Genomic DNA, 22,624 nt, shown 5'->3' on the forward strand with positions numbered 1-22,624 from the left:
AAGTTTTGGAGGGCTTGCGTATAACATATTGAAATTATTGGAAGTCGTGGCGACTATGTTCCCAAAATTTGTTCCAGTAGGCCCAGCCCGAGAAGTAGGAGAAAGCGATGGAGACCCAAAGCAGGATCATTCCGGCGACGTGATACTCACCCAGTCGCAGAAGCAGCAGTGTAATGGCCACATCCTGAAAGGCGGTTTTGATTTTGCCATAACTCGAAACCTTGATGCTGAAGCCCTGTTCGCTCGCAGCCAGACGCAGGCCACTGATGGCGATCTCCCGGCAGAGGACCAGAATCGTTATCCAGCCGCTGACAATTTGCGCTTCCGTTAAGATCACCAACGCCGCCATTACCAGGAGTTTGTCGGAAATGGGGTCCAGGACTTCGCCAATGCGCGTGATGTTGTTCGTCTTCCGCGCGATATAGCCGTCCAGAAAATCGGTGATGGCGCCGACCGCAAACAGCCCGGCGGCCAGGTAATTGAGCGGGCGGATATCCCAAATGTAGAGGAAAGCAATCAACGGGATAACGACAATGCGAAACAGCGTGAGCTTGTTCGGCAGGTTACGCATCCACATCTTTAGATCTTGCTTGTCGTTATCCATCTTTCGCCTTCGCACTGCTCATGATATTGATGTAGCAACCGCATACGGGGGCCCGGCCTTGGTTGCGCAAAGCTTTTGCTGTCGCTGCGGCATACGGATCCCAATATAGCTGAAGTTGCCGCGTGAAGACCACGGAATTTGCGGGCTTTCCATGAAAGGTGCTGTCATGGCGCTCACGATAGAAACGGAACATCTCATCATCGGCTCGGGCATTGCTGGTTTGATGCTGGCCCATAAACTAGGTCAATTCAGCAAGGTTACGGTCATTGCCAAGGGCAGCCTGCTCGATAACAATACGCGCTATGCGCAGGGCGGAATCGCATCGGTCATGGGGCCGGAGGACTCCTTTGAGCAGCATATTGAGGATACCCTGGAAGCGGGCGCGGGTCTATGTCACCGCGATATTGTACGCATGGTCGTGGAAAAGGGACCGGCTCTGATCAACGAATTGATCGAGCTCGGCGTGGATTTTACCCGAGCCAAGGATGGGACCCTGGACCAGCCCTATCATCTGACCCGGGAGGGCGGACATTCAGCGCGACGTATCATCCATGCCCATGACCTGACGGGACAGGAGGTGTTGCGGGCTCTGATTGAAGCCGTGACTCACAATCCGAATATTCAGGTCTTTGACGGCATGTTTGCCGTTGATCTCTTGACCACCGACAAGTACCGCCCACAATTTGGTAGCAACAGTTGTCTCGGCGCTTATGTCTTCGATAACAAACATAATCAGATTATTCAGTTCCGGGCCCAGGCCACCTTCCTTTGTACGGGGGGTCACGGCAAGGTCTATCTCTATACGTCCAATCCGGATGTCGCGACCGGTGATGGCCTGTCCATGGGCTGGCGCGCCGGCTGCAAGGTGGCGAATTTGGAATTCATGCAATTCCATCCCACCTGTTTGTATAGTCAGAAGGCCAAGAACTTTTTGATTTCCGAAGCGGTGCGTGGTGAGGGTGCGGTGCTGAAGGATGCGCAGGGTCAGCCCTTTATGCATAAGTATTCGCCGCTTGAATCCCTGGCTCCCCGTGATGTTGTCGCTCGTGCTGTGGACCGCGAAATTAAAAAGAGCGGGCTGCCCTTTGTTTATCTCGATGCCCGTTCGCTCGGCGCGGAAAAGATTCGCTCGCACTTTCCCAATATTCATAAAGTCTGCCTGGAGCAGGGCATCGATATGACCAAGGAAATGATCCCGGTGGTGCCAGCCGCGCATTTCAGCTGCGGAGGCCTGGCCACGGATTCCTGGGGACGGACCACGGTCAATAATCTCTATGCCGTGGGCGAGGTGGCCTGCACGGGCCTGCACGGGGCGAACCGGCTGGCATCGAATAGCCTACTTGAGGCATTGGTTTTTTCGGATCGCGTGTCGCATCATGTTCAAAACTTTGGTCTGCCGCCTCTTCCGGAGACGAAGGTGCCTGATTGGAATTCGGCTGGGACCATTCCCACGGATGAACTGGTAGTCCTGACTCATACCTGGGATGAGATCCGGCGCATCATGTGGAACTATGTCGGCATCGTCCGGACGGAGAAGCGCCTGCAGCGTGCCTTTGACAAGATCAATGCGATCCGCAATGAGCTGCAGTCCTATTACTGGGAGCATCAGATCGATACGTCCCTGCTGGAAGTTCGCAACCTGGCGGATGTGGCCTTCCTGACCATTCGCTGTGCGATGAAGCGCAAGGAGTCGCGGGGCATCCACTACAATTTGGATTATCTGGAGATCGACAATACCCAGGAACCCCTTGATACGTTGATCTGGTAGTATGGATTGCTGCTTGCATTCGCAGTCCCTTCGGACATAATGGACGATCTTGTAACGTTTTGGCTAAGCAGAGGACAAATTATGCGCACATCTTATGTTGTTTCTTCGGTCTTCGTGGTGTTGCTCGGGATGGGTGGCTGCAAATGCAGTGGTGATGAAACCAAGGAAGGCACACCCACAACCTCGACAACCACAACCCCCGCGGCTGAGCCCGCTGCTGCGGCCACGGAGTTGAAAATCGAGGACATCAAAGTTGGTGACGGCGCTCTGGCGGAACCAGGCAAGCAGGTGGTCGTGCATTATACCGGGACTCTGACCGACGGCACCAAGTTCGACAGCTCGGTGGACCGCAATGAGCCCTTTACCTTCTCCCTCGGCGCTGGCCAGGTGATCAAGGGTTGGGACGAAGGCGTGAAGGGTATGAAGGTTGGCGGCAAGCGCAAACTGACCATTCCTCCCCATCTGGGTTATGGTGAAGCTGGCGCGGGCGGCGTGATTCCACCCAACGCCACGTTGATCTTTGAGGTTGAACTTCTGGATGTGAAATAAGCCTCAGGCCGCGAGCCGGCAGGCGCAGGTTTGGATGTGAAATAGCATCAAGCCGCGATCCGGTATCAGCCCGCGAGCCGACAGGAGCGCGGATTCACTCCCGCTCCTCGATGGCCTTGACCCAATCCTTGGCAAGGCCCAGTATGGTTTTTTCCTCAAGATCCACCCGATCACGATGCTGCCCGGGACGCAGCCAGGCACGATTCGGCAGGCTGCCGAGCGGTGGTCCGCGGCGCAGAAAATCCTCAGCCTTCTTTAAAGCCTCCACATCGCGACCCATGGCCGTGAAAACGGTTTCCGCCTGCATGAGACAGGCGAGCAGTTCCTCGCGGGCGAGGCCGTAGTCGTTGTGCAGAAGACGCGTGATGCGCGGCAGGGACGAGGCCGGGCAAAGGTTCCAGGCGAGCAGGTGCAGGACCACTTCAAAATAGGAATCAAAGGTCAGTACCATATCCGTCAGCGGTGGCACCTCGTTGAAGATATAACCCGGCGCCTTGCGGATCAGGATCCCCATGACCTGCACACCGGAAAAATTCCGGGCGATCAAAGGTTCAAGGGTATTCAGCACTTCATGTTCGACCTTGCCGAGGCTCAGATACTCCCGATAACCAGCTGGCGTCAGCTCCCCGGTGAGAAGCATCTGCACCCCGCAGTAAATGAAAGCATCCAGCTCCGCGTTGTCGCCGATCAGAATGAATTTGGATTTGGGCGGGGCCTTGGCCATATGATTCAAAATGGTGGCGGTCTTGTAGGCGACATGCTGTTTCAATAATTTCAAGCGGCCCATCTTGAGGTTATAGGCCTGATTCTTGAAAGTATCACTGGTCCAGTCGAGACCATCCTTGGCAAGCTTGTCGCGAATCACCCGCCGCAGCTGAGGAGGTGAAGCCGAGAGAAAATGCAAAGGCCGTGGACCCGGAATATCCTCGCCTTCGAAGGCTGCCCCCCAACGGGCGGCAAGCAGGGCCAGGGGCGCGCCGTTCACAGCGATCTTGGCATCCGCATCCTCAAAGGCGATCCGGATCATGCCGACCGCGCTTTCAAAACGGGTTTCGATATAGGTTTTATCAATGTCACAGATGATCTGGATATCCGCGGCCGGCTCGGTCAGCAGGGTTTCCGTATCGATCAGCGAATTGACATTGTAGCTGCGATTGCGATTGGATTCAGAACGGGATCCGCGCCAGAATCGATTCATGATTCGTTCCTCCGCACCTATTATAGCTGATTGAAGCGCTTAGGAAAGGAGGGATTGGATCAGGTGCAGGGCGGTGCCCGCGGCGATGTTGTTTTGCGTAAGCAGGGCCGTGCCTGTCTGCAGAAGGATATTGTTCTGGGTCATCTTCGCCACTTCACTCGCATAGTCCACGTCAGCGATTCGCGATTTGGCGGCGGCAATGTTTTCCGTTACGACATCGTTGTAGTCCATGGCCCGGTTCAGTCGGGTCTGCATGGCGCCATAGGCCGCCCGAAAGCCACTGATCTTATCGAGGGCTTCATCATATACGCTGGAAAAGCGAGTGTCCTCGGGTTCCATCAGTTCACGTGCGGTATCCAGATCCACACCCTCATCATCGTGGAGAAACTCGCCCACCGATTTGAGCCCGAGCCCAAGGGTGGTGACGACGACATCCTTCAAGCCTTCAAAACGCAGCTCATTCCAGTCACCGCTGTCGGCTGGAGCATCGTCGTCGCGCATGGCCTCATCCACCCGGAAGATCAAACGTTCCGGCACCTTTTCGTTATGGCCATTGAGCAGGGGAATGCTATTGAATTCCGTGGTTGAGGCGATACGATCGATTTCCTTGTGCAGCGCTTCATATTCGATAAAAAGATATTTGCGCTCGGTATCACTCAGCGTGGTGGTGGAGGCGGCCGTGTTGATCTCTTTCATGCGCAGCAGCATGTTGGTGACTTCAGTAAAACCACCTTCCGCGGTCTGCAGAAGGGAAACGGCATCATTGATATTGCGCTTCGAGGTGGCGAGACCTCGCAGCTTATGTTCCAATCGATCAGCCAGCGCGCGGTCGGCCGGCTTGGGATCCTGGGTGGTGAAGATCTGACCCGAGCTGAGTTTTTCCAGACTGCTCTGGTTCTCCTTGCGGGCCTGTTCCAAGGCATTGGTGATCTTAAGACCGGTTGCCTTGTCATTGAGAATAAAGGTCATGCTCAACTCACTTTTTGCGTCTCATCCGGTTCACCGATCAAGACATCATCCTCGGGCAGCATGTTGATGTCGGTTTCGTCGCGTTCTTCCTTGGGACTGGTCTGCTTGCTCAGGACGGGGCTGGGTTGCAGGGTCCGTTCCGCCTCTGCGACCCTATAGAGTTCCGCCAGTTCTGTCCGGGCCTGTTCCGAAGGACTGCGAATAATTTCCAGACTGCGGCTGCAGGATTTGACCAGTTCGATCATGCGGCCGAAGCGGGCACTGCGCCGGCTATTGCCAACATCCTGCTGCAGGCTTTGCTGATAGACCTGATTGAAGCCGTTGAGCAGGTTTTCCGAATTGGCGATGCCCTCTTCAATGCGACCTTTGATGCTTTCGAGGGAATAAAAGAGACCCTCGACCAGCCGATCGCAGTGGGACATTTCAAAGAACTGACGGTTGAGCAGACGCGCGAGACGATCGGAATGGATGGTCAACTGATTGGCTTCCGTATAGGTGACCGATGTCATGCGTCCGTGATCTTCCAAAAGATTATTCAGGCCCACACAGAACTTGCGGAGTTCAGCGGATTGCTTTTCAATCTGCTTCAGGTCATGCATGTGATTGCCCACATCCACCACCAGCTGACTCAGCTCTGACAGAGCCTGGCGGGACAGGGTCACCGCCTCGCGATAGGAACGATCGACTTCCAGCATGCGCGAGTGGGCCAGCTCCACGGAGCGCGCGCTTTTTTCCAGACAGTGGGAGGCGTGATCCGCCTCCTGCTGGATGGTTCCCAAAAGATCGGTAATGGATTTGGTCGCGGTCGAGGAACGCGCGGCGAGGTTACGAACCTCACCGGCTACGACGGCAAAACCCTGGCCCTGTTCCCCGGCCCGGGCGGCCTCAATGGAGGCATTCAAGGCCAGCTGGTTGGTCTGCTCGGCGATATCATCGATGACGTCGATGGTGTTCACGATTTCCTCGGCCCGTTCGGAGAGGCCACGCACGAGCTTGCTGGCATGGTTGACATCCTGGTTGGATTGCGCCATGGAGGAGGCCAGGATATCCATGGTGCTGAGCGTTTCCCTGGAAATTTCCGCCAGACGCGACACCTGTTCACGGGATGTTTCCGTATGTTTGCTATGGATATTGCCGAAATCGAGGGTCTTGATCAGAAGCTCGTTGGTTACGGTATGCTGCTTGCTGATCTTGTCCGCGGTATTTTTCACCTTGTCGTGGCTTTCCTTGATCTGCCGCAGTTTGCTGCCCATCACATTCCATTCCAGGCGCGTGGCCGATGCGAAGTGTGAGGAATCCTCGCACTGTGTGGCCAGGCGTTGCAGCTTGTCCGTGATGTCCTTGGATGAACTGATGGTGGTCAGCACATCGCTGCGGATCCTTTGCAGCTGCGCCTCGACCCGCACCAGCTGATCGAACTGACTGTCAATCAGTGCATTGCGACGCTGGCCGTGTTTTTCCTTGTCGTTATCGAGATCGCCCAGATCCTGGCAGACCAGTTTCAGGTCGGCCACGGTCTGTTCCAGGGTCTGCAGGTAAAAGCTCATCGACTCAGCATCGTCAATCGGGAGCTTATCCCTCTCGCGCCGGCGTCGCGCGATCAGCGGCAGGTTGGAGCCTGACAGCAGGGCGAGTGAAGCCAGACCCAGGACGATCAGAGACAAAAGGCCCATGATGGCCAGCGCATTGCGTTCGAGAAGCAGCGAGCCCTCCCGGGTCACATTGAGGTTTTGCGCGCTGGCGGCAATGACCCGTGCCTCGTTGCTGTCCTTGGGAAAGGTGAAGCCGAATTCCTCCCAGCTGTTCTGGATTCTTTGCAGCTCATCGTTGCGGTTGTGGGCCCCTACATTCCATATCATAAGATTGGCGACCCATAGGCAGGCGAGCAGGCTGCCAAGCCAGAGGATTAAAGCCAGGATACGATTGTGCGCACTCATCGACAGACTCCCTTGACGAAACGGGACGCTTCGGAAGGGCGATCGGCATTATTTCGTTTCAGTTGAGTTTTCAGGGTGGACTCAATTTCTGCAAATGCCGCAACGTGCCCGTCGACTTTCAGTTTCTGTGGGGCTTTTGTCCAAAAGCCAAAGTCGGCTTCAGTCCGCCCATCGACAATTTTTTGAAGTTGAATCGAGGATGCTCCGATAGCTAAGGGCCATGTTGGGAAAGGTGGCTATGAGCGAATTGCTGATCCACTGCAGTCAGGATGAAATCGCCGATGCGATTCAGGAATTCCTCGTGTTTGAGGAACTGGATTGCAAGGTGAGGCGCATCGCGAGTCTGGACGAGCTGACCACAATCGAATCGGCTCAAGGACTTATTCTGCAGGACGACCAAGGCAACCGCAAGATTCTGAACATGACCCGTCTCGTCCGCGAGGGATCGGTGCATTGCACCCTGCCCATCCTGGTGATACTGCATGATCTCGATGCCTATTTGAAAGCCATCTGCTTTGATCTGGAATACGTTCTGCCCTGCAGCTTTCCCATCAATAGTGCCGACCTCGTCCCGGGCCTCAAGAAGATCATCTTCTTCTCCCGAAAACGTCATAAAGCTCTGGAACTGCGCGCACAGATTGCAGCGCTCTTTAAGCAGAATGATCCGGCCGCAACGCTGCCGCTCATCGCCCAATATACGGACGAGGGCAAGGATGTGTTCCGGGGGCACCTGCTCAAGGCCAAGGCTCATCAGGCTCTGAAGCAATACAAATTGGCTTCGGAGGAGGCTCTGGCTGCCATCCGTGAAAATCGCAATTCCCTGGAAGCCCGCATCACCCTCGCCGCCATCTATCAGGACGCCGGCCTTGTGGAAAAATCCTATGAGGTTCTCCATAAGAGCGTGGCCATGGCCCCGAAGCATCCACGGTTCCTCACCATCATGGGGCATATGGCACTGGATGGAGGGAAGTTTGATGAGGCCTTGCAGAAATTTGAGGCCAGCCTGCAGTTGGATGCATTCCAGGACGAAGCCCGTTCGGGTGTGGTCGTGGCCTCGGTGCTGCTGGGTCATAACAAGCAGGCCAAGGAAAATTTGAAGCTGACCATGCAGCCCGGCAAGGTCGCCCATTATGCCCAGCTGCGCGTTCTGCAGCTGGCCAAAGCCGGCCGGCATGAAGATGCTCAGAAGCTGATGGATGTTATGCTCAAGCTGATTCCGCAGCAGAAGGATATTCACAAGGTCTGGATGAACCTGGGTTTGCAGGCCAAGAAGAACGGGGACATGACCCACGCCCTGCAGTATTTCCAAGCTGCACAGGATTCAGCACCGCAGGACTATACCAAGGCCAAGGAGCAGCTCAAACATCTGCGTGCCTCCTAAGGCTCAGCTGGCGGTTTTACCCTTGCCCACGGCTTTGGCCACCTGCCCCAGACTTTTGATGTAACTCCAGATATCGTAGACCTTGGAACCCTGGGCAGCCTCCAGGCCAAAGCAGAGGACAAAGGGCTGGCTCCGCAGAGTCAGGCTCATGCGGCAATAGAGGCCCTGGTTTTTGAGCAGATAGCTGATCTCATTTTCGGTGCAGAAACTGCCGTGAAACACGTTGAGATAGTCAAAACCCATGGGACCAAGATATTTCTTGATCGAGCCCGCAATCTGATTGATGAGCTCGCCACAAACGTCGTTGATCATATCCGGGCTCAAATCCGCGGTGGCAATGCCCATGGTTTCCTGCGTAATCAAACCCACGGTTGTGCGAGGGATATCGAGGGCGACGATGAAACTGCCCTGATGGCCCCGACCATGCAGAATGTGCAAGGATTCGCCCTGATAATCCTGTCCCCTCTGTTCGGCCACCGCCACCTTATGCGGGCGCTCGCCATTGAGATTGATCACATCGCCCAGAGCCTTGAGGACGAGATTCACTATCCGGACGTCGAGAGTGCGGCCACCGAGATTGGCCCGGGTGAAGTTGGCCTCACCCTTCTGCTTTTTGTAGGAACCATAGGCGAAGGTGATCAGGAAATCATCGTCCGCATGCTTGAACTTCAAGTAGTAATAGTGACCGTTGGTTTTGGTCTGGAAGAGGTGATCCTTTTCCCCGGAGACCACGATCTGCATGCTGGTCGACAGCTCATAGCCATCCTGGGCGAGTTTATTGCGGAAGGCACCGAGAATCTGATTCGAGAGTTCGTTCAAAACATCCGCCCGCATGGTGGCAGTGACATCGGCCGCATCGCAGTACAGCATTTTCTGACAAAAAAGACTGATCAGATTGTTGGTGGTGGCAATGCTGAGCGTGCCCATAACGCCATCGCCGATAAAGGCGATGATGGAACTCATTTCCTGTTTCGAATCCTTGGCCTTGATCTCGCTGAGTCCCAGGGCTTCGAGTTTGACTTGCGTGTTTTCATGGATAATCCCCGTGACCGACAGCAGCACCTCCTTGATGATGCGGATGTCGATCTTTTTTTCGGCAATGATCAGCGTTTCTTTCAGGTAGTCGTAAATGAAGTCCTTGTTGAAGTCCTTGATGACCGGAGTGATCTGGGTCGAGGTCAGGCGTTTGACGAGCTTTTCATAGTTGGCCTTGCAGAGCAGAAGAGGAGGCTTGCGCTTCAGGTCATGGTAGAGGTTCAGAATATAGTTAACCTCCACCTCTTCAATCTCAGTTTCAATGATCACAGCCCCATAGCGCCGCCCCTGGTCCACGCACTTGGCAAACTCAATGGCTGTTCTCGCCACATCGACATCGACCTTGACTTCATGGATACCCGAGAATTTACGGACGACTTCGTCGATCGTTTTTTGCAATCCAGCGGATGGCCTGAGCAGGAGCAAGCAATGCATGTCTGAATCCTCGATGACTGTATGGAACAGGATAGCATAGATTCATGAGGGCGCCCCCCTGCGAAGCCAGGGATACAGATGTTTAGGAAAACAACAAAACTCGTTCAATCCGAGTGTGTATTCAATTTTTTTTGACCTAAATACCTATTGGCGAATCTGGCAAAAAAATCTAGCATGGTCCCAGATCTTCGTCTCCTCATGAGCGCAAGGAGCTTTCCATGAAGCGTCTTGTTTTTGCGATCACAGGCCTTCTCCAGCTGGGTTCGGTGACGGCTCTTGCCATACCCCAGAACACGCGATTTTTTTGTGAAGGCTATCCGGCTTCGCCTTTATGTGTAAACCAGGTCACGGTCTGCACCACCTGCCATAGCCAGGCTCCCAACCTGAATCCCTATGGCCAGGATCTGCGCACGGAACTCATCAAGTTCCCCGATTTTGATCGCAAGCCCGCGGCCTTTCAAAAGTATCTGCGTCCCGTCATGCTCACCGTGGAGCCGCTCGATTCCGATGCGGATGGGGCGGGCAACGGTCTGGAAATCGATGCGGGAACCGGTCCCGGAGACGCCACCCACAAGCCGGGACAGGATGCGCTGCTCGTGTTTGATGGGGAACTGGCTCTGCGGAGAATTGGGCTTCTGTTCTGCGGCAGCAGCCCATCCAGTGAGGAGCTACAAAAGCAAAGGGAGGCGGTTGATCCCATCCTTAAAAAACAGTGGCGCCAGGACTATCTCGCTCAATGTCTGCGCAGTGATTACTGGAAGAAGGAAGCCCTGCAGCGCCTGGCTGACGACAGGATTCGGCCCAACCTGGCGATTGGAGCCCAGGGTGACCCCTTCGTGATCGGGGACTACATGTATGACTATCGGCTCTTCGCCTATATTCTGAGCGAAGGTCACGATGCCCGCGATCTTTTGCTGGCCCAGTATCATATCAATGAGAAAGGCCAGAAGGTGGAAGGGCCCATCGCCAGCCACTCCGTTCCCGGCAAATTCGTGGTCGGCAACGGCCAGCCTCTGCAGATCGATCGCCGCTATGGAATGCTGACGACGCAGTGGTTCATCTCCTTGAACACCATGTTCGCGGAAATTCCGCGGAATACGGCAGCCCAGTCCTATCGCTCCTACCTGGGTCTGGATATAGCGAAAAGCGAGGGGCTTTATCCCATTGAACATGAGCCTAAAGACTATGATAATAAAGGCGTGAAGCAGCCGGCCTGCGCCTTCTGTCACAGCACGCTCGATCCTCTCTCCTATGCCTTCACCCCTTATGCGGGCATCTCGGTTCCAGGTTATCAGGTTGGCACTTATATGCCTGATCGCACGGAGTATGAAAGCCTGGGTTATATCTTTGGTCAGCCGGTCGCCAACCTGGGGGAATGGGCGCGCGTCGCCGCCGAATCGGATGCCTTTAAACAGAATCTCGCGCTCATGTTCTTTCAATTCTCCATCGGACACGCGCCCCGAACCAGCCAGCAGCGCACGGATTTCGCCCAGCTCTGGCAGAACCTGGATGAGGATGGCTATGCGGCGGATCGTCTGCTGCATCGCCTGGTTGAAACCCTGACCTTTGCCGGGAGGATCAGCGATGCGGAATAAGATCCTGCTCATCTTGCTTGTCTTGTCGAGTCAACTCCAGGCGGACGTGCTCTGGAAGCGGGCCACTGTTTTGCGCAATGATCTGGCCCAGGCTTTGGAGCTGCCGCCTGATCAACTGTGCAAGGAACTGGGCACCTATTCCTGTACGGATCTGGTTCATAATTTTGCCTTGGGTGGCCGTGATCCCTTCGATCGCGCGCAGTATACCTCAATGGAAAAGCCTTCGCAGCTGACCGTCACCGCCTTTGAACGCACCGTCCTGCAGAGCTGTATCCAGCGCATCAAAAAGGATGCGAGTGGAGCGACGGTCTTTCGCTTCTATGCCCTGAATCGGACCCTGAATGAAACCAGCGATGAATTGATCCAGCAGCAGATTCAGGATCTTTATCGGCGCTTTTTCCAAAGACCGGCCAGCAGCGCCGAGATCACAACCGCATTGAAACTGGCGGATCGCGCCCGGTTTGGGTCCACGCGCATGGATCAGTGGAGCCAGGCCCTTTGCCTGGCAGTAGGTTCTCAGTGGGCCAATCTGTTCTTCTAAAGGAGAAGGGACATGCAAGGGAATCGACGTCAATTCATTCAGGCTGCCGCCACCGGAGCTGCGGCTCTGTCCTGTCCTTCGCTTCTGGCCCGCGCGCGCACCGTGCCGCGAGCCGATGCGGAGACTGGCAAACTCCTGATCATTATCGCGGCGGCGGGCGGCGCGAGTATCGTGGATTCATTTCTGCCGGTGGTGGCCAGCAGTGACAATACGGGTATTCGAACCTACAAGCCGGAACAGATCGAGAGTGTCACGGGTTCCGCGTTTCGTGCCGTCAGGAAGGTGAATTATTCCCTGGGTGTGCCGGTCGGCAATGACTATGCGATGGTGGACTTTATCAAACGTCATGGCATGGATATGGCTGTGCTGCCCTTCACCTGCAGCAGTGTCAATCACCTGATCGCCTCGCAGCGATCCCTGAATGGCAATGGCATCAATAAAGGCCGCACTCTGATGGAGGCGATGGCCGCACAGTATGGAGCGGACAAGCTCCTGCCGAATATCAATATGTCGTTTGGTGGTTATGCCATCGACGGAACGGACGCGGCGTTGCCAGCCTATGCGAAGGCCGAGCAAATCGCGGATGCACTGCTCTTTCCCCTGGCCCTGCATCGGGAGCAGGTCATCGCGGATCGCACCAACCAAGAACTGCTGGAAGCCGCGCGTGTGGTTCGGACGGAATTGGAAGCGCTGCAGCCGCGTGCGAAGACGATGCAGAACCTCAGTCCGATCAAGGAATTTCTCACCTTCCGGCAAAAGGTTCCCGCGATCGAAGCGGCCCAGCTGCTGGAAGCCCTGAGCCTTCTCGATCTCGCGCGCTTCAATGAAATGGGGCAGCTGCGGGATGAACGCAACGCGCTCCTGGCGAAGGTGCGGGAAACCTTTCCCAAGTTTTTGAATGATCCGCTGGAAGCCCAGGCGGCCATGGCCTTTTTGCTCCTGCGTTACGGGGTCAGCTGCAGTGTGACGCTCGGACTGGACAACCTGGTGCGCTTTGAAACTCTGGGCTCCGGTCGCATCATGAGCAACCTGCCCCTGGCCTTCGACTGGTCTCATAACTCCCACCAGGGCGCGCAAAATACCATGTGGCGCCGACTACTTTCCGTGATGGATCGCCTGATTCAACTGCTCAAGAACGAGGATCATTTAGGTCAACCGGAGCTGGGCCGCATGTGGTCGCGCAGCCTCATGTATGTGGCCACCGAATTCGGTCGCGATCGCTCCCGTTCCGGGGGCAGTGGTCATGATCTCAACAATGCCGCTGTGATGGTTTCCCCGCTTTTGAAGGGCAACAAGGTCTATGGCGGAGTGGATCCCAAAACGGGTTATACCTATGGCTGTGATCTCAGCACGGGTGAACCTGAGCCGGGTCGTCAGCTCAGCGAAGGTGATGTGCATCATGTGATGCTGCAGGCTTTGGGCATTGCGGCCAGCGGCGCACCGAATGCAAGCGGAATCATTCGTCCGGCCTGAATCCCTGATCGAAAAGTAAGAAACGCCCGCTGATACCAGGCCGATACGTCCCCGGCTCCCTTAAGGAGCGCGAGGACTTTCGCTTGGGTGTACGTTTTTCCAGAGCTCCTTATAAAGTCACCTACATGAAAGATGGGGTGCAGCATACCATCCGGCGTCGGCCTCCGCCGAAGCTTCATGATATGGAGGTGCAGGATGAAGTGCGCCTCGTTCATGGCAAGAATGATGACTTCAAGGCCGGGGAAACCCTGACCGTGAAAGGCATCAATCCGCGCCAGCCGAATGTTTTGCATCTGGTGAATGAGGATGGGCTGTCCACTTTTGTGGACTATTACGATGCGAAACTGGAAACGATGCGTGGGCCGCGCAATGGCATGGATGTCATTGATCTGCCCATCAACAATCGTTATCTTCTGTGGCCTTAAATATCAGGGAACAGCACAAAGACCTTCGTTCGGACCGGGTGTGCCGGCGGCATCGTAGTTGCTCAGGAAGAAGTGCTGGGTCCCCCATCCCATCAAACGACCGCTGGAATCATAGGCCAGAGCTCGCAGAAACTGCTGGCCGTTGAGATTGGGGCCCTGATCGAAGCGTTCCACCTGAATCGTTTTGCGATCGATGTTCCGCACCGCCATGCTATTGATCGTGGACCAGACCGTCTTGCCCGAAGGACAGCGCTCCAGGATCTGGACATCGATCTTGGCCGTGCTGCGGATAAAGCCCAAATTGATCGTCACCGAGGAGCCCGCCGGAAAGAGTTTCTGGTTGGGCGGCAGCTGCAGTTCGATGTCACCACTCAGGTCATCCGGATTTCGGGCGAAGGACCAGAAGATGGATGGTTCAAAATCCGGGATGTCACCGATGCGAAAGGCCTTGCCATTCGGCGTGCGGAATTCAAGCCCATCCTGAGGGGTACGGCAGCGCTCAAGTTCCACGGAAGGATCATCGCGGTTGATCAGCGTGCAGACACCTTCGATCACCTTGCCCATGTTCTGCAGCTGCTTGCGGTTGTACCAGGCGGGATCGGCCTGCATTCTCTGACCATCCTTGTAGTGTCCGGACTGACCAACGAGCATGATCACGATCGCATCCGTGATCAGCTGCTGCTGGCCGTTGGGATCAGTCAAGCGCACAGGGGCGCGATGCGGGAGGAGCTTGACCGGTTTTTTCAAAAGCTGCTCACTCGCAGGGATGATGTAATGAGCACCGAGCATGACATGTTCCGCGTCAGGCGTTTGCACCTGGGATGCCAGGCAGCTCGAAAGCGTGAGCGGGCAGTGGACAATGATCACGCGTCGCGGCTGGTTGTCGACCTTGCCGGTTTCGCCGTACGTCAGCTGCAGGTAATCGACCATATAAATTTCAGAAATGCTGGTATCGAGCTGCAGGTTGGCCTGAATCGGGGCGGAAAAACTTTCGACGGTCAGAGGCGGATTGCGGGGGAGCAGTTCAATTTTTTCGCGGGTGCCGGCATCCTGCCAAAGAAATCCGCGATTCAGGGTTTCAATCGTTTCCATGGCGAAGAGGATCTGGACATTCTTGCGAGCTTCCTTGTCGCGCGAATGCACCTGAGCGAGCTGCCAGGCCCAATCATAGACGGCATCGGCGGTATGCAATGATGGGGAGAGATCGAGGTGCTGGGCATCCAGGTGTTCCCGCACCAAAGCTCCATAGGCTTCCATCTGCGCACGAAGGCTGTTGTTTTCGGGATTGTCATCCAGTTTCAAAACCGAGCGCGGCAGACCCACCGCCGTCTCACCATTCAGCATCCCGCGCAGGGATCCATCCTGATCATGAATCCCGCGGCTGGGTTCGGCGGTAAAGCCGGATTCCTTGTAAGCGACAGCCAAAAGGATTTCCCGGGGCAGCTTATAACGGCTGGAGACATCATGAAAGACCTGAGCCACATCCCCGAGCGGGGCGGCGGGCGGAGCCTTCTTTTTGGTATCCTGGCCACAGGATGCCAGCAGCAGAAAGCTGCCCAAACCAAAGATGAAAGGCCGGAGTTGTGTGCGAATCATAAAAGGACCTCCTCGCGTCCGCGTTTCCTACCATTATAGCTGAGACGCTCCCTTCCGATAATGCAGTTGGAGGTTTCCCTTGAATATGCGGTGGATCCTGGTCTTATTGCTAAGTTTCGCGGGTGATGCATTCGCCGGGCGGATCGACGTTGGCAATCTGGAAAAAAGAAGCGCCGTCTCCAGGGAATTCGAAATGATCGCGGAACCATCATCCGGGATACGGGTGGAGGACATGCCGTCCCTGAGCGGCTGGCAGTCATTGCCTGCGGATCTGCGGACCTTTAAGTTGGGCATTACCGATCAGGCCTTCTGGGCCCGCACGACCCTGACCAATTCCGCGGCCACGGAAAAATCCTTTTATCTGGTCAGTGAGGATCCCCGCACCGATGTCATCGACTTTTATCTGCTGAATCAGGGGCGGCTGCAGTTTGAACGTCATACGGGCGACCATACCCCTTTTTCTTCACGCGGATTCTTTTATCGTGGCTTTGCCTTTCATCTGACACTGGGGCCCGGAGAAACGCGGGAGGTTTATCTGCGCTTTCAATCCACGGCGCCGGTGGAAATCGACATGCAGGCCTATCCAACCTGGAGTCTCGAAAAGGAAGCCGCGAAAGCCCAGCATGCAGGCACCCTTTATTTCGGAGCCATGGCCTCGATTATCCTGTTTAATTTCATGCTTTTTGTGAGCAGCCGGGAGCGGATTTACCTCAGCTACTGCCTTTTTCAAGGCGTGACAGCCGGCGCCATCTCCGTCAGTTTCGGTTCCGCCTATGGGCTTCTCTGGCCTGATTCCCCGGAGTTGAATGGCCTGATGTCCATTCTTCTGCCGAGCCTCGCGCCCTCTCTCGCCTTGATTTTTACGGCCTCGTATCTGGGTCTGCGCGATAAAAACCGCATGCTCTGGTGGATCACCCAAGCTTTCGCCAGCATCCAGATTCTGGTGGGATTCTTCGGGGCCTTTGGAGGCGGTGATCTGTTCGTGATGCGTACCCTTTATTATGCCTTGATCCTGGGACCCTTCATGATCTTTAGCGTCGCGGCCTATGGGGCCTGGCGCCGCGATCGCGCTGCGATCCTGTTCCTGGTCGCCTGGGTTCCACTGATCCTCAGTGCTGTACTGTTTTCACTGGTGCGCCTCGGCCATGTGTTTAGCTCGTGGCCGCAGGGTGTGGAACTGGCCTTTGGTTCCATTTGGGAGGCGGTGTTTCTTTCCGTCTGTCTTGGTGACAAATTCAATCAGATCAAAAAACAGGAAATCAACTATCTGCGGCGCATTCGGAACGAAGAGCTGGCCGCCCGCGAGGCCGAGCTGATGGCCGAAGCCCGTCGGCGGGAAAAGCTGATCCATGAGCGGGAGGCCGCGGCCAATCGCAACCTGGTGCGGGTCATCTGTCATGATCTTGCCAATCCTTTGAATATCATGCTCAACTATGCCGCGATCCATGAACAGCCGGAGATGAGCTGGCCGGAGGTGCAGCGTTATCTGAAACGCATGCACAGCGCCGCCATGCATCAGCAGGAAATCATCGAGCATGTTCGGGACTTTGAGGCCATTAACTCCGGCAAGACCCAGGTGAAGCTGGTGCCGGTCGATCTGCAGGAAGCCATTTCCCAAATGCAGGACCTTTTGCAAAAACGCCTCGAGGACAAGGGCATCCGCATGATCATCAGCGGTCTGGAAGCCGGCCTGCATGTGATCGCGGAACAACGCAGCCTTGTCTATAACGTCCTCGCGAACCTGGTCAGCAACGCCATCAAATTCAGTCCGGATCATGCGACGATTGAACTTCGCATCGACCCCCGACCGGATGAGGTCATGATCACGGTCATGGATCATGGCATCGGCATGGATGCCGACCTGCAGGCGAAGATCTTCGACATTTCAAGCCCGACCACGCGTCCCGGTTTGAAAGGAGAGAAGGGCACCGGCTTTGGTCTGCCCATCGTCAAAAGTTACGTGGAGTGCTATCAGGGGCGTTTGGAGGTGGAAAGCACGCCCGTGGAAGAGAATGCCGAGGTCCATGGCACGCGTTTCCTATTAACGCTGAAACGCGGTCTCCCCCACACTGCAGTCGCTTAAATGCTTTGCAATAAGTGGCTGTAAATCCTTCCTAAATGACTGCTTATCTCAATTTTTACCAAGGATTAGCCGATAAGGATAGTGACAGTATCTCCCAGACATTTTTACCGTCGGTAGGTTTGCAATGCGCTTCATGGCTTTACATGTCGTCTTGCTGCTTTGTTCCTGCAGTCCCCTTAAAAAGGATCTGCGGTTCACAAAGCAATCCAATCGTGCCGGCACCATTGATGCGACCGTGAATCGGACAATCGAGACCGGCACGCCGCAGCCCGACGTCAGCAAACTCACCGAATACTGTGCCCCCGCAGTAGCCGAGGCCAATGCCGCGGGTCAGCGGGCGTTTTTGCAGATGATCGCGCATTATCAGTTCGCGAGTTGCGAGAGCTCCATACCGTATTTTGCCAAGGCCACCGAACTCGATTTTTCCGGGGCCGGTTTAACGGATATCCAACCCCTGCAGTATTTGCCGCAGCTTCAGCGCCTCAATCTCAATGACAACCGCATCAGCGATCTGAGTCCCATCAAGGACAACGTGGAACTCAAATATCTGGAATTGGCCCGCAACGGTTTGGATAACATCAGCCCTCTGAAGAATTTGACCAATCTGATCGAACTTGGGCTGTCGGAAAACCAGCTCGTGGATATCAGCGCGCTGAGCTCTTTGAAAAATCTCAAAGTGCTGCAAATCTCGCGCAACCTGATCACCGATATCTCCCCAATCAAGGATCTGGTGGATATCGGTGTCCTCAGCATCCATACCAATGCCATCAGCGATGTGACGCCGCTCACCAATATGGTGAAGCTTACCTTTCTCGATCTACAGAACAACCCTGGTATTCGTGATCTCAGTCTGCTCAGCAAGATGACCCGCCTGCAGGCCATCGACCTGCAGGGCACCGCCGTGACCGATATTTCCTTCGTCAGCAATCTCACGGAACTCAAAGGCATCAAGATCAATTCCACCATGGTTCAAAATCTGGCCCCGCTCATGAATCTGCCGGCTCTCCTGAGCGTCGACGTGGATGCCGGAGCCGATCTGATCGGCGGCCCTCCGCGGGTCATCGCTGATCCAAGCGTGTTCAGCCGTATCAAAACTCTGGAAAAACTTGTGCTCGTGCGGCAGGGTATGACCGACCTTTCGTTTCTGAACGGCATGACCCAGCTCAAGGCTTTGAATTTGAATTTCAATACGCCGGCGGATCTCACGCCGGTCAGTCAGTTGACCAACCTCGTGCAGTTTTCCTGTGCGAACTGTTCCCTGACCACCACAGCGTTTCTGACGAATCTGAAAAACCTGGAGATCATCCAACTCGGTGGCAATACGATCACCGATTTCACAGGTCTGACCGGCCTGACCCGGGTGAAATCCCTGGACCTCAATGCCACGGGAATCGCGGACCTCACGCCGCTCGCCGGCATGGTGCAGATGGAGGAACTGATCCTTTTCGCCAACCGCGTGACGGATATCAGCGTTTTGAAAGGCATGACCCGGATGCGCGAGCTGGATATCGCCTCCAACCAGATTCAGGATTTGACTCCCCTGACGGGAATGAATGGTCTGGTCGTTCTGGATATCGGCAGCAATCAGATTCCCAGTACAGCGCCTTTAACAGGTCTGGTAAAATTGCAGAGGCTTTTAATCGGGGCCAACCCGGGTATGGATGTGGCGGGCATCGCCAATCTCAAACAGCTGAACTTTCTGGAACTGACGGATCTGGCTCTGGCGGACTGTGCGATCGTGTCCGGTCTCAGCGCCCTTACGGAACTGAGTCTGGCGCGGAATGCCTTGACCAGCATCGCCTGTGTCAAGGATTTACGGAATCTTTTGGTGCTGAATTTCCAGGGCAATCGGGTGGCGGATCTTGCCCCGCTGAAGGATATGGTCAATATCTATGATTTGACTGCTGCGGCCAATCTGATCGCGGATATCAGCGTGCTGAAGGGTCTGACGAAACTGGAACTTCTGAATTTAACCAACAATCAGGTAGCGGATGTGGCCACGCTGGGGGCGCTGCCGCGTCTGAGAAACTTCCGTCTGTTGACCAATCCCTTGGGGAGCACGGTCGCCAAATCGGACACCAACTGCCCGACGGGACCAGCGGTGAATGTGGCCATACGAAACTTCTGTCTGGAATAGGGGTCTGCATGCTCTTGCGTTCGCCGGCATCGCCAAGGTTCATCGTCCTGCTGCTGCTCGGCAGTGGTCTGGTCCTGTCATGCAAACCAGGTCAGTCGCTCAGCAATGCCAAGGAACCCCAAAAAAATGAAGATGACAAATCGCAGGATGCCAGCGAAGAGAAAGTGGATATTCCGGTGAACATAGCCGGATCCTACCTTACCTGTGCCCTGCGCAAGGAAGCCAAGGTCGAGGATCTGGAAGCCCAGTATGGCTGTCAGCTGACCGATCAGGGGACCAAAAAGAAACTGGACCTGACAGCCAGCGCGCAGCGTCTCAGCTGGTCAAGCAATATCACGGATGGGGTGGCGATTACCGATCAGGAGGCGTCCTCCATTTATCATGTTCTCTATAACGTCAGCGCCACCAGTCTGGAAACGCTGCAGGAGAAGTTGAAAGGCCTTGATGTCATCGCCAGCTGGAAAACGGATTCCGGTCAGGTGATCCCGGTGAAGCAGGATAAGGTTCTCAACGTGCTGAAACCGGCGATCGAACTCGAGGACTTTGAAGCCCCGATCGTGCGCGAACAGACCATTCAAACCGACCGACCCGGCTCACTCTGAGGCGGCGGCCAGGCGGCTCAGACGACCGATGAAAAAGCTGTTGCCCTGAATTCTCTGAATGCGTTGAACCCGGTCGCGTTCGGCTTCATCCATGGGATCCTCGCGATCCCAGGCGGACAGGAGTCCTTCATTCTTCCGGTTCACAATTTCAAAGCCCGGATAACGGGCATCCATATAGAAATAGATCCGGGCCAGATCCCCACGAATCTCGCGACGTGGTTCGGCCACGCGATGACCCACTTCAAAATCGCAGCGACCGAATTCCCGCGGTTCCCCGCCGACGTCACCAAAGGGATAATTGGAGCGTGCGGCATTCAGTTCCCCGATCGCCGGCAGAAGATTATAGAGATCGGCTTCCATGCGGGCAAAAACATCCGAAGTCGAGCGGGCACATTCGCGGCCTTTTCTCTTCCGTCCCCGATTTTCGCAGCTGGGATGCCCATTTTTCCATTCACTGAAGCGCTGACCGAAAACGCTGGCTGGCACCACATGCTCCCATTCAATGCGGCGGCTGCGGGCGCCCTTGCCCTTGTAACCGCAAGCGGCCGCATCGATGCGATTCTTGCGCTCCAGGTCGTAGGGACAGCCGCAATAGATGTCGACACCACGAGGATGGAGTTTCCGCAAAAGGTTTTTGGCTTCATCAAAGTCCTTGGGATGCTGAGGGCTGAAGCTTAGGATCGCGGTGGTTTCAGGACCCGGTTCCGGTTGGACGGCGGGTTCAGGGTCGGCTGTTTTCTGTGGGGGCTTCGGCCCTTCCTCTGGCTTTTGCAAATATTGATAGAGACCAAACAACACGAAACCAAGAGCCAGAATACGCAGCAACTTTTTCGACATGGAAATCCTTTCGCAGCAAGACCTTCTTTTTAAGGAGAAAAATTCCAGAAAGCCAGCGCTGCTTTTTGTGTCATAATGACATTTAATGGCACATTTTGAGAAAATAAAGGGCGTCGCATGCTGCGAATCATGTCTTTATTCATCGCCTCGCTTGGGATCAGCGCCTGTCAAACGTCACCGATGCCGGCCCGGAGCCCGGCGCCACCACAACCGCTTCTGGACAACGGACCTCGCGTGGATGAAGGGGTTAAGGCGCATCAAAATCACTGGCTGAAGGGTCTGGTTTTGGATCCCGATCAGACCGGTGTGACCACTCTGGTGGTGCTGGGTGACAGCTGGTCTGATACTGGCAATCTCTTTCAAAAAACGCAAACCCTGGCGCCGCCGCAGGTCTTCTGGCGTTCGCGCTTCAGCAATGGTCCCATTTGGGTTGATTACGTGCAGGGCGCCACGGGCTGGTCCGTTCGCAATTATGCCTTTGCCGATATCGAGGAAGGTCAGGCTCTGGAAACCATTCCACCCACCTCGCTCCTGGGTCAGATCGAACATCTGAAACAGGATACGAAAAAAAGCAATCGCGAGGTCATGCTCGTGAGTCTTTGGGTTGGCCCTGATGCCTATCGGGATAAGGCCGATGCCGAGGCGATCCCTGAGGTCCTGAACCAGATTCGCGAGGCCTTGATCACACTCGACAGTCTCGGTTTTCATCGGGTGGCTGTCGGAAGTCTGCCGGATCTTTCCGAACTGCCACTGGCTTCATCCCCAGCGGTGCCCTCCCTTCAGCGCGCCTTCTGGAAAACGGTGGCGACCGCCCATAATGCGGGGCTAAGCAGTCTTTTGGAGCAGCTCAAAAAGGAGAAATTGAGTCTGCGGGTCTATCCCTATCAGGCCAATGGCGTGCAGGCGTTGAGTCGCGAAAAAGCCGAATCCGCGGGTGTGGTTCTAAAAAAAGGCGCCTGCTTTGACGGTGATGCCCGCGGTCAAGTCGTCGGTGAGCGCCGCTTCTGTCGGCAGCCCGGCAGCACTCCCTACTGGGATGCCACGCACCCGAGCAGCAAACTCCATTGCTTTTATGCGGCCCAGTTTTTAGCCGATACCGCGCACGCGGAGCATGTGGGTGGTTATAACAAGGGGCACGCGGTGGACCATTGCCAGCGGCTTTAGAATGATTGGACCCACAGGTATCTCGCGTCTTAGCGACGGGCCGACCCCTCCAGAGCCGTCTGAAAAAAGTGTGTTGCTCTTAACAAAATCGAATTTTTAGTTCTGGCTGCTTGGCCGCATGTTGCCGCTATGAGATGCTGGAAACACAGGACAGTTGTGCCAAGCGGCGTTCATGAAAAGTCATTGAAACTAAACCCAGCTTGATTGGCATCTGCGCTACTCTGATTAAGTGCTTTCTGTAAGAGAGTTTAAGATTTCTTAACCTGCCAGTCAAAATCCCAACATCCCTCGGTAT

The 22,624-nt window shown here is 55.3% G+C and carries 18 protein-coding genes; 11 read left to right on the top strand and 7 right to left on the bottom strand.

Annotated elements, in window-relative coordinates; translation table 11 throughout:
- Positions 1-34: 34 nt before the first annotated feature.
- Positions 35-604 carry a CDP-diacylglycerol--glycerol-3-phosphate 3-phosphatidyltransferase gene (gene pgsA / locus OLTU_RS08300; protein WP_141732290.1) on the bottom strand — a complete coding sequence of 190 codons (570 nt, stop codon included), beginning with the start codon at positions 602-604 and terminating at the stop codon, positions 35-37.
- A 166-nt stretch (positions 605-770) separates the two neighbouring features.
- On the opposite strand from pgsA, the gene nadB reads away from it, so the two are divergent.
- Together nadB and OLTU_RS08310 are read left to right on the top strand one after the other, a co-directional pair.
- Positions 771-2,372 carry an L-aspartate oxidase gene (gene nadB, locus OLTU_RS08305; protein WP_141732291.1) on the top strand — a complete coding sequence of 534 codons (1,602 nt, stop codon included), beginning with the start codon at positions 771-773 and terminating at the stop codon, positions 2,370-2,372.
- A gap of 81 nt (positions 2,373-2,453) precedes the next feature.
- A complete protein-coding gene (locus tag OLTU_RS08310) occupies positions 2,454-2,921 on the top strand; it encodes an FKBP-type peptidyl-prolyl cis-trans isomerase (protein WP_245676816.1) in 468 nt (155 codons plus the stop codon).
- A 94-nt stretch (positions 2,922-3,015) separates the two neighbouring features.
- Here the strand turns inward: OLTU_RS08310 and OLTU_RS08315 are convergent, their stop codons facing one another.
- From OLTU_RS08315 to OLTU_RS32860, 3 genes are read right to left on the bottom strand one after another with little or no spacing between them, the layout of a single operon-like run.
- Positions 3,016-4,119 (bottom strand): phosphatase domain-containing protein, encoded by a 1,104-nt coding sequence (locus OLTU_RS08315; RefSeq protein WP_141732292.1) that lies wholly within the window; start codon positions 4,117-4,119, stop codon positions 3,016-3,018.
- A gap of 39 nt (positions 4,120-4,158) precedes the next feature.
- A complete protein-coding gene (locus OLTU_RS08320; protein ID WP_141732293.1) occupies positions 4,159-5,088 on the bottom strand; it encodes a flagellin in 930 nt (309 codons plus the stop codon).
- 2 nt (positions 5,089-5,090) lie between these two features.
- Positions 5,091-7,025, bottom strand: coding sequence for a methyl-accepting chemotaxis protein (locus OLTU_RS32860; RefSeq protein ID WP_141732294.1), 1,935 nt, complete (start codon positions 7,023-7,025; stop codon positions 5,091-5,093).
- Between the two features lie 238 nt (positions 7,026-7,263).
- Between OLTU_RS32860 and OLTU_RS08330 the strand changes: the two genes are divergently transcribed.
- Entirely contained in the window at positions 7,264-8,406 is a 1,143-nt protein-coding gene (locus OLTU_RS08330) for a tetratricopeptide repeat protein (protein ID WP_176736442.1), read from the top strand.
- Positions 8,407-8,409: 3 nt separating this feature from the next.
- On the opposite strand, the gene OLTU_RS08335 is transcribed toward OLTU_RS08330, so the two are convergent.
- Positions 8,410-9,876 (bottom strand): chemotaxis protein CheX, encoded by a 1,467-nt coding sequence (locus OLTU_RS08335; RefSeq protein ID WP_141732296.1) that lies wholly within the window; start codon positions 9,874-9,876, stop codon positions 8,410-8,412.
- A gap of 218 nt (positions 9,877-10,094) precedes the next feature.
- On the opposite strand from OLTU_RS08335, the gene OLTU_RS08340 reads away from it, so the two are divergent.
- The 4 genes from OLTU_RS08340 (at position 10,095) to OLTU_RS08355 (ending at position 13,910) form a co-directional block, all read left to right on the top strand.
- Entirely contained in the window at positions 10,095-11,471 is a 1,377-nt protein-coding gene (locus OLTU_RS08340) for a hypothetical protein (RefSeq protein ID WP_141732297.1), read from the top strand.
- Positions 11,461-12,012: a hypothetical protein gene (locus tag OLTU_RS08345; RefSeq protein ID WP_141732298.1), complete on the top strand. Its 552-nt coding sequence runs from the start codon at positions 11,461-11,463 to the stop codon at positions 12,010-12,012. The genes OLTU_RS08340 and OLTU_RS08345 overlap by 11 nt, the downstream gene beginning before the upstream one ends.
- A 12-nt stretch (positions 12,013-12,024) precedes the next feature.
- Positions 12,025-13,485 carry a hypothetical protein gene (locus tag OLTU_RS08350; protein WP_141732299.1) on the top strand — a complete coding sequence of 487 codons (1,461 nt, stop codon included), beginning with the start codon at positions 12,025-12,027 and terminating at the stop codon, positions 13,483-13,485.
- A gap of 83 nt (positions 13,486-13,568) precedes the next feature.
- The gene (locus OLTU_RS08355) at positions 13,569-13,910 is read left to right on the top strand and encodes a hypothetical protein (protein WP_141732300.1); all 342 of its coding nucleotides are present in this window, start codon (positions 13,569-13,571) and stop codon (positions 13,908-13,910) included.
- Positions 13,911-13,913: 3 nt separating this feature from the next.
- Here OLTU_RS08355 and OLTU_RS08360 read toward each other — a convergent pair whose 3' ends face one another.
- Positions 13,914-15,506: a hypothetical protein gene (locus OLTU_RS08360; protein ID WP_141732301.1), complete on the bottom strand. Its 1,593-nt coding sequence runs from the start codon at positions 15,504-15,506 to the stop codon at positions 13,914-13,916.
- Between the two features lie 85 nt (positions 15,507-15,591).
- Here OLTU_RS08360 and OLTU_RS08365 point away from each other — a divergent pair, with 85 nt between their 5' ends.
- From OLTU_RS08365 to OLTU_RS08375, 3 genes are all read left to right on the top strand, one after another.
- Positions 15,592-17,589, top strand: a complete 1,998-nt coding sequence (locus OLTU_RS08365) for a sensor histidine kinase (protein ID WP_245676862.1) — start codon at positions 15,592-15,594, stop codon at positions 17,587-17,589.
- Positions 17,590-17,824: 235 nt separating this feature from the next.
- A complete protein-coding gene (locus tag OLTU_RS08370; RefSeq protein WP_176736443.1) occupies positions 17,825-19,726 on the top strand; it encodes a leucine-rich repeat domain-containing protein in 1,902 nt (633 codons plus the stop codon).
- Positions 19,727-19,734: 8 nt separating this feature from the next.
- Positions 19,735-20,328: a hypothetical protein gene (locus OLTU_RS08375; protein ID WP_141732304.1), complete on the top strand. Its 594-nt coding sequence runs from the start codon at positions 19,735-19,737 to the stop codon at positions 20,326-20,328.
- Here the strand turns inward: OLTU_RS08375 and OLTU_RS08380 are convergent.
- Entirely contained in the window at positions 20,320-21,165 is an 846-nt protein-coding gene (locus OLTU_RS08380; RefSeq protein WP_141732305.1) for an endonuclease I family protein, read from the bottom strand. The genes OLTU_RS08375 and OLTU_RS08380 overlap by 9 nt on opposite strands.
- Positions 21,166-21,282: 117 nt before the next feature.
- On the opposite strand from OLTU_RS08380, the gene OLTU_RS08385 reads away from it, so the two are divergent.
- Positions 21,283-22,329, top strand: a complete 1,047-nt coding sequence (locus OLTU_RS08385) for an SGNH/GDSL hydrolase family protein (protein ID WP_141732306.1) — start codon at positions 21,283-21,285, stop codon at positions 22,327-22,329.
- The last annotated feature ends 295 nt before the right edge of the window (positions 22,330-22,624 follow it).

This window comes from Oligoflexus tunisiensis (assembly GCF_001748245.1).
GTDB lineage: Bacteria > Bdellovibrionota_B > Oligoflexia > Oligoflexales > Oligoflexaceae > Oligoflexus > Oligoflexus tunisiensis.